This window comes from Halobacillus sp. B29, from assembly GCF_052246755.1.
Taxonomy (GTDB): Bacteria; Bacillota; Bacilli; order Bacillales; family Halobacillaceae; genus Halobacillus; species Halobacillus halophilus.
Window position 1 is genome coordinate 1 of the sequence record NZ_JBQQCM010000012.1, and the last position, 11,652, is coordinate 11,652.

Sequence of the window (11,652 nt, forward strand, 5' to 3'; positions counted from 1 at the left end):
AGATGTTTGACCGACGTTTGGATGGCCGTGCTATCCACTTCCTTTAACCAAAGGAATTCTCTTTTAAGCTTGGGTAGTTGTTTGGAACAAGTAGCGTAACTCAAACCTTTTCCGGTTTCCTTGTAGGCACTGCTCCATTCGGAGAGGAAATGATTGAAGACAAAACGAGCGCAACCGATTGTCTTAGCGATGAGCGATTCTTGGGTTTTATTTGGATAGATACGAAAGTTATACGCTTTATGCTTCAACCTTTCAACCTCCTAACCAGGAACATACGTTCTTACTTTAGGATATCACGGAAGGGAGAATATTCAAAGGCATTCATCTCCCCCTTGCCACCGGTCTTCGACACGGCGCTTGAAGAGGGAGTCTTCTGCCGATGAATGATAAAAACAGCAACTATGTCCCCAGGTACGGACCCTCTTTTCTGAAAAAGAAATTCTTTTCTATTATCAATTTTACAAATACGATACAAATTGTTTTTAAAACGATGAAAATTAATACAGGAAAATCTATATTACTGTTTCCTCAACTATAAGCAAAGCTTAAAAATAGGACATGTCTATTTTGAATAACATGATATATAGTGACAATAACGAAGGAGCGTGGCTATGCAAATTCATGTTGTGGAGCAAGGAGAGTCGTTATGGAGAATTTCACAAAAATATGGATCTGATATGAATCAGATTGTTCTTCTCAATCAGCTGAACAACCCTGATAATCTCGTCATTGGTCAGAGTCTTGTGATTCCTGACCCAGTTCGTGAATATGTGGTGCAGCCAGGGGATAGTGTATATGCCATTGCTCAGCGTATCGGCGTATCAATCGAAGAGCTAGCCGAAGAGAATAATATTACGAACCCTGCCCAGATTTATGCGGGCGAGATGCTGATCTTTCCATACTTTTCCCACGAGGTGAAACCGGGTGAAAATCTATGGAGCATTGCTTCTCGTTACGGCACTACAGTTAATCAACTGGCGCAGGTGAATTCGATCGCAAATCCTGCTCTCATTTATCCTGGTCAAACATTAAGAGTCCCTGCACGGCCTCGCCCTATAATCGAAGTAAATGCTTACACAACAAAGCTCAATGTTTCCGGCAGCCAGGAAGTAAGGGCGCTGGGCCGAAACTTTACCTACCTTTCACTTTTTATGTACGCCATTCAGGCAGATGGAAGTATAACGGAACGAGATGAACAGCCTGTGCTGGACGCTGCCGCTTCGACAGGAGCACTCCCGCTACTAGTCCTCACTAACTTTTCAGATGGATCCTTTGATTCCGATCTAGTTGCAACCATCCTTAGAAGCCCTCAACTTCAAGATACATTAATAACCAATTTACTGGAGGTGATGGGCCAAAAAGGATACAGAGGGGTGAATGTTGATTTTGAATACGTATATCAAACAGATCGGGATAATTACAATGATTTCTTGCGCCGTTTAACTGACAGGCTGCGGCCCCAAGGGTTTCTCGTCTCCACTGCCCTTGCCCCTAAAATCAGCGCTGATCAACAGGGACTTCTCTACGAAGCTCATGATTATGAAACCCAGGCTAACATAGTTGATTTCATTGTTCTTATGACCTATGAGTGGGGATGGGCCGGAGGGCGACCGTGGGCGATTGCACCGATTAACAAAGTGAGAGAAGTGCTTGATTACGCCGTAACCGTGATTCCTAGAGATAAAATACTCATGGGGATGCCGCTCTATGGACGCGACTGGAAGATTCCCTGGGTGGAAGGAACGCTCGCCCGAACCGTAAGCCCGGTGGAAGCCGTGCAGCTGGCTGCAAACTATGGAGTAGCTATTCAGTATAATGAAGAATACCAATCTCCCTTCTTCCGCTATACCGATAACAGTGGCCAGGAACACGAAGTATGGTTTGAGGATGCGCGAAGTGTTCAAGCGAAATATGATACCATCAAAATTTACGGACTGAGGGGGGCGAGTTACTGGGTTCTTGGGAGTCCTTTTCCACAAAATTGGCCGGTGCTGCAAAGTAATTTTCGTGTGAAAAAGTTGTGATTAACAAAGAGAGAGGATCATTTATTTCGATCCCCTCTTCTTTATTTTATAAATCATTTCGTTCGGTTTCATCAATATCAATATCAGATATTTTCAAGCCATCCCCATTCACATGTACAGTATAATTTTTAATTCGATCATAATGAATCTGTTCATCCTTATGGTTTGTGAAAATAAATTCTTCGTTTGTTGTTATGATAAAAACAGCATCACTCATTTCTTCTACTTCTATTATTTCATTATTCGTGAATTCATAGTTGTAACCCTTATCTTTCAAGTCCCCTATATATTCTGCAATATCTTCTTCAGCTTTACTGCCTTCTTCGAGATAAGGGGCCACCTGGTCATAATCACGGTCATTTAAAGCACTTTCATATGAATCTCTAAATCCCAATACATGTTCTTCAGCATCTACTGAAGTCCACATATTAGCATCCACAGACTCCACTTCTTCATCTTCTGTTTCGGTTTCGTAAACTGGAATTTCTTTCTCCGTCTCTTCCTCTTCTTCAAACTCGAATACTAATGAACCCCACATGTCAGAGTCCAGATTTATGGATTCTGTTTGAAGAGTCTTACCTTCTTCATCTTTCCACTCTGCATGTAGCACTACCTCTTCTTCTGGAAAAGGCCCTAGAGCCTGATATTCAGATAGTTTCTTCTTAGTGCTTTTTCCATTAATAAACAAAGTAGCATCAGAATGGTTGGTTTCAATTCTATACGTTTCTTCAGGGAATTGAGCAAGAACTTCCGTTTCTTTTGCATCATTAGGATATACAGACACAGTTTCCTGATAACTAAATTCACCGAAATCATTAGAAGAGGACCCCTCAATACCGTATTCCCCGGGATATGCTTTACCTAGTTCCACAACCTCTCCCGCTTCTTTCACTTTTGCGGTATGATCTCCCATGTTAACTGTAGTCTTGTCCATAGTTGCTGAAGCGACTACATTATTAGGTATAGCCTCAATCTCGTAGCTATGATATAAACCAGGTACAATCGTATTCCTTTTTACTACAAATAAATCATTTCCATTGTAATCTTTTACAGTCGAATCAAAAGGTTGAGAGTCTTCCGAATGAAATTCATCTGTTAATTGCATTCTCAGCGACTCCCAATCACTTTGATGAATAAATTCTAAGTATTGATCTTTATCTAATAAGGCTTCCTTATCCACTTCTACGTGGTTAAAAAACGCTTTGGCATTTCGATCTGTCAAAGCACGATCCATAGCCTGAACATTTTTGAGTGGATCAAGCGCAGATGATATGGCAATATGAGTACCAATTAAAAGAATGATCGCCGCCACTGAAACAGTTGCAATAATTTTTGTTTTTCGTGTCAGAGGTTTCCTGTGGACCTTTTGAGTTTCAGACTGTTTTTCTTTCGTACTGGCTCCTTCTTCATGTTGATTCTTTCCACAGGATGTACAAAAATGTTCGTCCTTCTCAACGTGACTTCCACAATGAGTACAATAGTTCACAACTATTTCTCCTTTCCAGTATCACTCATCCTTCTTTTATGGTTCATTACTATTGTTAAAATTTAAAATAAACAGCCATTCAGCATTATGTAGTGTGGTGATTATAGTTTTTTAAAAGAAGTTGAGGAAGGATTCTATATCTCTCAAAGTGTTGACAGCCATTCCACGTACTATTAAATAAGAGATGATTAGTATAGACAGACTAGTGCCGGTACTCCAGTAAAAGATATTTTTTTCTGGCATTTTGGTAATCCCATGGTGATAAATAAATAGGGTAGGAACAATTAATAGTGCAAAGAAGGATGAAATGCTTAATGTAGTTACAGTAAATACTATAGCCCCACTTAAGCCAAATACAATTGCTAGCAGATTCACGCCCACAAAAGGTATTAAAACCCCGCCATATTGAGCTATTCCACTTCTTAAACTTAAAGGAAGATTCAATAATTTAGATACAATGAATAGAACAGCAAAACTAATCACAATACCTATCAAGGAAACTACAAATATCCGGGAACTCACCGCAAAAAATGGTAGAGACTCACTTTCCATAAAAAATCCACTTGCTTGTTTGAAGAGGGTGTTCACTAAAAAGTAAATACTCAATGTAAATGTCACCATATAGAGAAACAAACTTATCACGCCTTGGACAACAGAAGCTTCAGTAGCTTGTAAAGCAGATACAGGACGCTTCAAAAAATCGAGCGAAGTCTGGCCATATTCTCCAGAAAACTGCTTAACCTTATCCATAGACAATGACGCATTTTCATTTACACCACTAACATGAGTAGCTGCAACCTCGGAATTAGAATTTCCTTCGGTACTTAAACTACTTCCGCACATTCCACAAAACTTACCTGAACTTTGTTCATTACCGCAATTTGTACATTTCATCTAATCATCCTTCACTGTTTGTAAATAAGAATAAGTACTAATTTTAATCTAAATAACCACACCTCCTTCCTAAGAAAATTCATCCATAAACCATGCATTCATATAAACATCCTCCCTACAAGTCTTAATTCTTACTTAAATAGGACTTATTATAGATACATGTCCTCGAATACAAGTTACTCTAACCCATAGATCAACCATTTTCCATCTACACGTTCCAATTCTACAATTACTAAGTCGGGGTTTTGTTCATAAAGGGGTTCCGGATATAACTCTACCATTACATTTAATACAGCAATATTTTCAGATACATCACTTTCTATGTTCAATATCTCTATTGAGGCATTCTCAGGAATAAAACCATTGTTTGAAACAGGATGCCATGGAATAGAGGGATGTAGATACTGTTCAACCTCGAATAGTTCTCCAGCTTCAATAGCAGTAAAGAAATCCTCTACCGTCTTTTCGGGTGTTTCAATCAAAGACAAGAAACCAAAAACATCTGAATTCAATGAGGAAGAAGAATTGATAATCAACCATAATATTACGATACATGGGATAAGCCAAATAAAAGCAGGTTTACGGTTGGCGCGTGTAGAATCACTCTTCTCATCCATATGCCCCACATGCTTCCCACATTCGTGACAATAAATAGTTGGCTTTGAGAAGAGGGTTTTGCAGCTGGGACAATTCTGAGTTTGTCCACATTGACCACAGAAGCTTTCATTACTTACGGGGTGAGAACAATTTATGCAAATCCGGGTCATTTTGCCCTCCTTTTTAATTACTTATTTTTTTAGGTACATTCGTAAATTCTTTTCAACAATTTCGACATTTGCCACAAATTACCTGCATAAATTTTTACAATTTTATAAGTTATTATTCCCCATACAATTGATTGATTAAATATCCTTTTATTTCATAAAACAATCATAGTGAATACGTTTGGCTTTTCATTAAAAAAAGTGGACATAACCCAGCAGTATACCGTTCTCATGTCCACTATCAATCCATAAATCTACTTATCTATTCAATTATGCTTCGATTCTGATCGAATACTTAGTAAAGTATGCACCAAGGAGTAAGAGGCCAATTGTAACTCCCCAACTGATAAGGCCTAGAAAATCAAACCAGTACGCCATAAGCTGGGTTACCGCGATCAGATAAAAACAAATAGGTGTTAAGGCACTTTTGAAATCCGTATAACCCAGCTTTTTTCTCTTTCTAATTGTAAAAATTACAGACCCAACCAGGGCTCCTACTACAATAATGGATACTACTACATGGACCATTTCGTCTCTCCTCTCGAAAACACATCAGAATCCACCTCCAGAGGGAGGACTAGGAGGACCGCCTCTAAAGGATTTCTCTTTTTCTATCGCCCGATCCACTTCTTTTTCCGTTTTTTCTCCCTTTTGCATTCTATGAGTATCATATCGTTTCTTCTGTTTTCGTTTGTCGAGATAAATCATCATGGCTACAAACAGAACTAAAAATAGCCCCCATAGAATATTAGCAAACAAGTAATCTCCTCCTGAAACTTTTGATTCAGCTTGCTCTTTTTGCAGAAATCGCTTTAAGAAAATATAAAACCCTACCACATCGTCAGTATCAATGGTCTACACATTTTCCAGATAAATGGTCATGAATGGATCGTCTGTCCTTTAAAAAAGCAACCATAGCTGCACTAATCACGCTGTTGATCCCAAGAGTTAAGTAGGTTAAGACCAGCTTTCCTATGATTTCGAGAATAAACGTGTCAAGCAATGTAAGACGCTTGCCGTTAACTTTAACCACATGAATCCTAAAGATTCTTTTACCGATCATATAACCGCTCCATATCACAGGGAGAACGGTCAAGTAGAAACCATACCCTATATCCTAGGAAAACCCTTATGTAAATTCTAGAGAAAAATTATCGTTTACTATAGTAAATATGAAAGCGAAGGGGGGTACTTAAAATTAAAAGTCGAGCATAAAGGAGATCCCACGAACTTTAAATCCATCCCTTTCTAAACCAGAATTCATCTGATCAGGCCCCTCCATACTTATCTACCTTAACACCACTATTTTAACATAATTATCCATCTATTTCGATTCGCTTATGATTCTATTTTTTCTGCGAGTGGCTATTTCTTCCTTTTTCGACTTCCCTTATAATAGAAGAATATCTTCTATTAAAAAGGAGTTCTTCCACATGCAGAAGCAAGCCTTGTACAACCTTAAAGGAGTCTGGCTCTTAATGCGCTCTATTGCCGTTGTCTCCTCCAGTGTCGCTACCATTGTTTCTACTGTTCTTCCTTTGTATTTATATTTCACCTTCTCTACAAATCAGTTGATGATTTTATTCCTTCTATTAATCTTTGGCGCATTCCTCATCCACGGCATTCTTACGCATATCCTGAACGATTATGTAGACGATCTCTCCGGCACCGATACATACAGCCCTGCTATATTATCGGGCGGAAGCCGCGTTATTCAATCTGGCTTTATATCATCAGCCAACCTCTGGAAAATTGGAAAAGGGCTGCTTCTGCTTTTAGGTCTAACTATCATTTTGCTGTTTATTTCCGGGTATCCAAAACTCGGGATTTTACTCGCAGTAGGAGTATGGGGAGCTGTGTCCTATTCGCTGCCACCTCTTCAATTCAGCTACCGCCCATTTTTAGGTGAATGGCTATCGACCTTCCCGTCCGTTCTCTTCCTCGGTCTCGCCGGTGCGTGGCTCACACTTGATTCTCTGCCTGAATGGGTCATGCAGAATGCTGTCATTAATGCTCTTTTTTGCATTGCCTGGGTAATGGTTCACCATATTCCTGACCGGGAGGCCGATAAAAAAGCAACACCTATGAAGCAGACGAGTGTCGTATGGGCCGCTGATCGCTTCGGCATCGCTTACGCTCGTCTCCCAGCATTAATGTATTTCACTTTTACAGTTCTATGTGCTTTTTGGCTAGGTGCAGATCGAGGGGTGGCCGCTCTCGGCGTAGTAGCGATGGCTGGCGCTTCTATCTATTTAATTTTTAAAATGAGTATGCATGATTATGAACAGGTTTCGGCCTACGAAAAGATCATTCTTATTTTAGCCATGGTCAATGCCGTATGGCTCGGAATATTTATTTAACTCACATTAGTAAAAAAGCACTTCGAATGGTTCGAAGTGCTTGCCCGGATTTGTTGTATTATCATCTTGTATTGGTCGTGAAATATAGAAGACACGTCATCGATGACACCATTTCAAACTATGCTAAAGATAAATTTTTGTCGTTGAGTGAAAGCTACAATATTTCACTGGTCGAATGGAATCACGACATTGATCATATTCATATTTTATTCAAAGCTCATCCCAACACCGAATTATCAAAATTTATTAACGCTTATAAAAGTGCAAGCTCCAGACTTATCAAAAAAGAGTTTCCTTCCGTTCGGGAGGAATTATGGAAGGAAATGTTTTGGTCAAGAAGCTTTTGCTTAGTAACCACGGGTGGTTCGTCCATTGAAGTAGTAAAAAAATATATTGAAAACCAAGAGAAGAAATGAAGTGATTTGATATGGCCAAACAAAACAAAGCCTATACGTTTCGTTTGTATCCAACGGATGAGCAAGCATTGCTTCTCCACAAAACCTTCGGTTGTGTTCGTTTCGTGTATAACAAAATGTTAGCCGAACGCATAGAAACATACGAAACTCACAAAAAAGATAAAGAGGAACTAAAAAAGGTCAAACATCCAACGCCTGCTAAATATAAGAAGGAATTTGATTGGTTGAAAGAAGTAGATAGTCTCGCTTTGGCAAACGCTCAACTGAGCTTGGATAAGGCATATAAATCCTTTTTCGAAGGAAAAAACAAATTTCCAAAATTCAAAAGTAAGCGACATAAACAAAGCTACACAACCAACGCCGTGAACGGAAACATTCAACTATTAGATGGCCATATCAAATTACCAAAGCTCAAAAAGGTAAAAATGAAGCAACATCGAGATATTCCTTCGGAATATACCATAAAGTCTTGTACGTTATCTGTGACGGGTTCAGGAAAATACTTTTGTTCCATTCTTACAGAATACGAGAAAGAGATAAAACCTAAAAAAGCCGAACAAGTCGTTGGGTTGGATTTTGCGATGAAAGGGTTGTTTGTCGATAGTGAGGGTAAGAAAGCCAATTACCCAAATTTCTATCGTCAAATACTTGTGAAATTAGCAAAAGAACAACGGAGATTGTCTCGCAAAAAGAAAGGCTCTTCCAATTGGAATAAGCAACGCATACGAGTGGCTAAAATCCAGGAGAAAGCGGCCAATCAACGTAAGAACTTCCTTCATCACAAATCAAAAGAGTTGGTGACAAACTATGATGCCGTTATCATCGAAGACCTGGATATGAAAGGGATGTCACAAGCCTTGAAGTTTGGTAAAAGTGTTGCTGATAATGGGTGGGGAATGTTCAAATCTTTCTTAAAGTACAAACTGAACGAACAAGGGAAGCATTTGATCAAGATTGATAAATGGTACCCATCTACACAAACTTGTTCGCATTGTGGAAATACACAGCCAATGCCTATGAATATTCGGACATACACTTGTTCGTGCGGGCTGAATCTCGATAGAGATTACAATTCGGCTCTCAACATTAAAAAAGAAGGGATTCGGCTATTAGCACTACTCTAATGAATATAAACTCTTGGAACAAGAGGGTTAGCTTGGTCTATTTCGTCAGCTAACAAAAGTGGCGATTACCCAAGAAGCCCCCCCTTCAAGCGACCCGTAAGGGTGGTAAGTGGCGGGTAGTTCACATGAAACAGCGAATGAAGTAATGCCCGTTATAATGAATATCAAAATAGCGAAGAAAAATAATTGCACCATCATGTCTCCAATATTAAAACTACCACTTGAAGCTGTAAGTAAAATCATAAATAAGCCCCCTTAAAAATGGAAATCACATCACAACGATTTGAAGAAATTCGATGTTTAGTTTCTTCTTGCCTTCTTCATGTCTTTTAAATTTTTCTACGAATTAATTCATTTGTTCCCGATGCTTTGTAATTCCATTAAGTCTTCTATGACCAAATCAGCTTCAGAAAGTTCTTCTTTACGGGCAAAATCAAAACGGCACCCAATAGCCTTAAGCCCATTTTCTTTAGCGGCACGGAAATCGGACAGCCGGTCTCCAACGACAATTCCCCGGCTGATCTCATATTTTTTCATAATATGCTGGACTAAATCTGCTTTATCGAGCGTATTGATCTCTTGAATACTGAATGTTTCCGTCACCCATTGATCTAATTGGTAATAGTCCACGATGGCGTTTAAATAATCGGTTAGTCCATTACTTGCTATGTAAATCTCGTATTGATTTTCTTTTAAGTATTGGAAAACTTCCTCCACATGAGGATATAGAGCTCCTTGTCCATCTTTAATATTTTTCACCAAACGCTCCAGAAAATAAGCATTAGCCTCTTCCCTTACTTCTTCTGAATGATTAGGTAAGAGGGTAGCCCACACTTTCGGAAGTGGTACCCCCATAATCTCTCGATAGTAATCTATCGGAGTGGCGTCATTCCATTTATTTTGTAACCTTAACTGATTAAACGTATCTTCCAAAGATAACGCTAAAATTTTGTCGGTTTGAAACAGAGTTCCATCCATATCAAAAATCAGGGACTGTGTCATGAACTTTTCTCCTTTACGGTATCTCTTTTTTAGCTGGTTACTTAATGGTGAAGCACCTCTTAAGAGGGCTTAGACAATGTACCATTAGTGATTCTCATTGGTACAAGTAATTCAGGTTCCAGTTTTTTCAATATTCGATGAGGGTATGGAATAAAAAATTCTTTCCCAAATAGGAGTGCTTGAATGAGAACAAACGTTATTTTAAAGATCCTGAGAATAATAGGTGCAGCAGCCTTGCTAACGGGATTCTTTCTACAGATGCAGCGATCATACGATATCGTCATGAACATCATGCTTCTTGGATTTGTATGCTGCCTGATTACCACGATTGCTATTGAAAATAGTCTATAGTGATGCATTATACTTATTGGTCAGCTAATCATTCAAAATCTGAATGCTTTTCACATCGTATTCATGAGGCGTCCACGCTTCTGTTGATGTGGGATCAATCAACACAGCTTCCACTTGCTGGCCAACCTTAAATTTGTCCCCATCCTTAACTATGATCTCATTGTGCCCAATAGATACCATATCCCCTTCGATTCTAGTAATCTCGCCGCTTAATCGAATTTCTTCTGAATGGTTTGAGCATGCCGCGAGCATAAAGCCCACACATAGGAGAATGACAGCGCTTCTCACATTCGCACCTCCAGAAAAAATGGTTCACCTCATTTATTCTACAGTTTCAATAAATCATAACATAGAAGTTTATCAGGAGTGAGTCCGGCATTTAATATAGTACAAGACTCGTTCTAAACGAACGAGTCTTGTACTTATCTGTCGTAATTAGGATCCAGTTGATCCGTAATGAGCATGTGACCTGGTGCATGGGTTATAATGATCGGAGGCTTCACTTGAAGTGCTACATTTTGAGGAGTGACCCCGCAAGCCCAGAACACCGGTGTCGAAGAAGCATGATCGAAATCAACAGAGTCTCCGTAATCAGGATTCTGAAGATTAGGGATGCCAATGTCCTCCGGATGTCCGGCGTGAACCGGACTTCCATGAGCCTGTCCAAATCGCTCGGATATTTCCAAAGCTTCATCCATTAGATTATTGGGAATCGCTCTCATGCTGACCACCATTTCCCCTTCAAACACCCCAGCTTTCTCTAACGGGATATTCGTCTTATACATAGGAACAACTTTCTCTTGTTCCTGATGAAGCATCGGAATGCCGCCCTCCACCAGGGCTGTTTCGAAAGTGAAGCTGCATCCAATCAGAAAGGTTACGAAATCGTCCTGCCATACATCCGTTAAGTTCAGCACTTCTTCTGAAAATTCACCATTGCGGTAAATACGATATCGAGGCAGATCCGTTCGTACGTCCGCATCGGCCATTGCCGGAACGGTCTGACCGGCTTCAAGTACCTCAACTAATGGGCAGGGCTTTGGATTTCGAATACAAAAGAGTAGAAAATCAAAAGCATATTCTTTCGGCAGGGTTACTAAATTAGTTTGAACGTATTTTTCACATAATCCAGACGTTGTCCCTGTCCATTCTTCGTTACGAAAACGAAATCTCTCATCTCCCGGCTTCATGAACAGCACCTCATTTTTATAGTTAAAAATAGCATCTTAAG

16 protein-coding genes are annotated in these 11,652 nt (G+C 39.6%); 5 read left to right on the forward strand and 11 right to left on the reverse strand.

Annotated elements, in window-relative coordinates; translation table 11 throughout:
- Window positions 1-248: helix-turn-helix domain-containing protein (locus ACTWP7_RS14905; RefSeq protein ID WP_443123864.1), on the reverse strand; the 248-nt coding region annotated here is incomplete at its 3' end.
- A gap of 363 nt (window positions 249-611) precedes the next feature.
- Here ACTWP7_RS14905 and ACTWP7_RS14910 point away from each other — a divergent pair.
- A complete protein-coding gene (locus ACTWP7_RS14910) occupies window positions 612-2,024 on the forward strand; it encodes a LysM peptidoglycan-binding domain-containing protein (RefSeq protein WP_443123865.1) in 1,413 nt (470 codons plus the stop codon).
- Window positions 2,025-2,070: 46 nt separating this feature from the next.
- Here ACTWP7_RS14910 and ACTWP7_RS14915 read toward each other — a convergent pair whose 3' ends face one another.
- From ACTWP7_RS14915 to ACTWP7_RS14940, 6 genes are all read right to left on the reverse strand, one after another.
- Window positions 2,071-3,510, reverse strand: a complete 1,440-nt coding sequence (locus ACTWP7_RS14915) for a TcaA NTF2-like domain-containing protein (protein ID WP_443123866.1) — start codon at window positions 3,508-3,510, stop codon at window positions 2,071-2,073.
- Window positions 3,511-3,621: 111 nt separating this feature from the next.
- Complete coding sequence (locus ACTWP7_RS14920; RefSeq protein WP_443123867.1) at window positions 3,622-4,404, reverse strand: zinc ribbon domain-containing protein; 783 nt, start codon at window positions 4,402-4,404, stop codon at window positions 3,622-3,624.
- Between the two features lie 176 nt (window positions 4,405-4,580).
- Window positions 4,581-5,021, reverse strand: a complete 441-nt coding sequence (locus ACTWP7_RS14925; protein ID WP_443123868.1) for a hypothetical protein — start codon at window positions 5,019-5,021, stop codon at window positions 4,581-4,583.
- Between the two features lie 417 nt (window positions 5,022-5,438).
- Window positions 5,439-5,696 carry a hypothetical protein gene (locus tag ACTWP7_RS14930; protein ID WP_443123869.1) on the reverse strand — a complete coding sequence of 86 codons (258 nt, stop codon included), beginning with the start codon at window positions 5,694-5,696 and terminating at the stop codon, window positions 5,439-5,441.
- A gap of 24 nt (window positions 5,697-5,720) precedes the next feature.
- A complete protein-coding gene (locus ACTWP7_RS14935) occupies window positions 5,721-5,927 on the reverse strand; it encodes a hypothetical protein (RefSeq protein ID WP_443123870.1) in 207 nt (68 codons plus the stop codon).
- 88 nt (window positions 5,928-6,015) lie between these two features.
- Window positions 6,016-6,264: an RDD family protein gene (locus ACTWP7_RS14940; protein ID WP_443123871.1), complete on the reverse strand. Its 249-nt coding sequence runs from the start codon at window positions 6,262-6,264 to the stop codon at window positions 6,016-6,018.
- A gap of 337 nt (window positions 6,265-6,601) precedes the next feature.
- On the opposite strand from ACTWP7_RS14940, the gene ACTWP7_RS14945 reads away from it, so the two are divergent.
- The 3 genes from ACTWP7_RS14945 to ACTWP7_RS14955 are packed head-to-tail and all read left to right on the forward strand — an operon-like array spanning window position 6,602 to window position 9,068.
- Entirely contained in the window at window positions 6,602-7,528 is a 927-nt protein-coding gene (locus ACTWP7_RS14945) for a prenyltransferase (protein WP_014644394.1), read from the forward strand.
- A gap of 26 nt (window positions 7,529-7,554) precedes the next feature.
- Window positions 7,555-7,944 (forward strand): IS200/IS605 family transposase, encoded by a 390-nt coding sequence (gene tnpA, locus ACTWP7_RS14950; RefSeq protein ID WP_014644395.1) that lies wholly within the window; start codon window positions 7,555-7,557, stop codon window positions 7,942-7,944.
- 11 nt (window positions 7,945-7,955) lie between these two features.
- Entirely contained in the window at window positions 7,956-9,068 is a 1,113-nt protein-coding gene (locus ACTWP7_RS14955; RefSeq protein ID WP_014644396.1) for an RNA-guided endonuclease TnpB family protein, read from the forward strand.
- Between the two features lie 45 nt (window positions 9,069-9,113).
- Here ACTWP7_RS14955 and ACTWP7_RS14960 read toward each other — a convergent pair whose 3' ends face one another.
- Together ACTWP7_RS14960 and ACTWP7_RS14965 are read right to left on the reverse strand one after the other, a co-directional pair.
- Entirely contained in the window at window positions 9,114-9,311 is a 198-nt protein-coding gene (locus ACTWP7_RS14960) for a hypothetical protein (RefSeq protein ID WP_443123872.1), read from the reverse strand.
- Window positions 9,312-9,419: 108 nt separating this feature from the next.
- On the reverse strand, window positions 9,420-10,070 hold the full coding sequence (locus tag ACTWP7_RS14965; protein ID WP_443123873.1) for an NIF family HAD-type phosphatase: 651 nt from the start codon (window positions 10,068-10,070) through the stop codon (window positions 9,420-9,422).
- A gap of 183 nt (window positions 10,071-10,253) precedes the next feature.
- On the opposite strand from ACTWP7_RS14965, the gene ACTWP7_RS14970 reads away from it, so the two are divergent.
- Entirely contained in the window at window positions 10,254-10,421 is a 168-nt protein-coding gene (locus tag ACTWP7_RS14970) for a hypothetical protein (RefSeq protein WP_443123874.1), read from the forward strand.
- 24 nt (window positions 10,422-10,445) lie between these two features.
- On the opposite strand, the gene ACTWP7_RS14975 is transcribed toward ACTWP7_RS14970, so the two are convergent.
- Window positions 10,446-10,709: a hypothetical protein gene (locus tag ACTWP7_RS14975; protein ID WP_443123875.1), complete on the reverse strand. Its 264-nt coding sequence runs from the start codon at window positions 10,707-10,709 to the stop codon at window positions 10,446-10,448.
- A gap of 134 nt (window positions 10,710-10,843) precedes the next feature.
- The gene (locus ACTWP7_RS14980; protein WP_443123876.1) at window positions 10,844-11,611 is read right to left on the reverse strand and encodes a putative hydro-lyase; all 768 of its coding nucleotides are present in this window, start codon (window positions 11,609-11,611) and stop codon (window positions 10,844-10,846) included.
- Between the last annotated feature and the right edge of the window lie 41 nt (window positions 11,612-11,652).

Bases quoted from the DNA above. Each gene is read 5' to 3' on its own strand.
- ACTWP7_RS14910 (WP_443123865.1), top strand. From the start codon at position 612: ATGCAAATTCATGTTGTGGAGCAAGGAGAGTCGTTATGGAGAATTTCA.
- ACTWP7_RS14920 (WP_443123867.1), bottom strand. From the start codon at position 4,404: ATGAAATGTACAAATTGCGGTAATGAACAAAGTTCAGGTAAGTTTTGT.
- ACTWP7_RS14925 (WP_443123868.1), bottom strand. From the start codon at position 5,021: ATGGATGAGAAGAGTGATTCTACACGCGCCAACCGTAAACCTGCTTTT.
- ACTWP7_RS14930 (WP_443123869.1), bottom strand. From the start codon at position 5,696: ATGGTCCATGTAGTAGTATCCATTATTGTAGTAGGAGCCCTGGTTGGG.
- ACTWP7_RS14945 (WP_014644394.1), top strand. From the start codon at position 6,602: ATGCAGAAGCAAGCCTTGTACAACCTTAAAGGAGTCTGGCTCTTAATG.
- tnpA (WP_014644395.1), top strand. From the start codon at position 7,555: ATGGTTCGAAGTGCTTGCCCGGATTTGTTGTATTATCATCTTGTATTG.
- ACTWP7_RS14955 (WP_014644396.1), top strand. From the start codon at position 7,956: ATGGCCAAACAAAACAAAGCCTATACGTTTCGTTTGTATCCAACGGAT.
- ACTWP7_RS14960 (WP_443123872.1), bottom strand. From the start codon at position 9,311: ATGATTTTACTTACAGCTTCAAGTGGTAGTTTTAATATTGGAGACATG.
- ACTWP7_RS14965 (WP_443123873.1), bottom strand. From the start codon at position 10,070: ATGACACAGTCCCTGATTTTTGATATGGATGGAACTCTGTTTCAAACC.
- ACTWP7_RS14970 (WP_443123874.1), top strand. From the start codon at position 10,254: ATGAGAACAAACGTTATTTTAAAGATCCTGAGAATAATAGGTGCAGCA.
- ACTWP7_RS14980 (WP_443123876.1), bottom strand. From the start codon at position 11,611: ATGAAGCCGGGAGATGAGAGATTTCGTTTTCGTAACGAAGAATGGACA.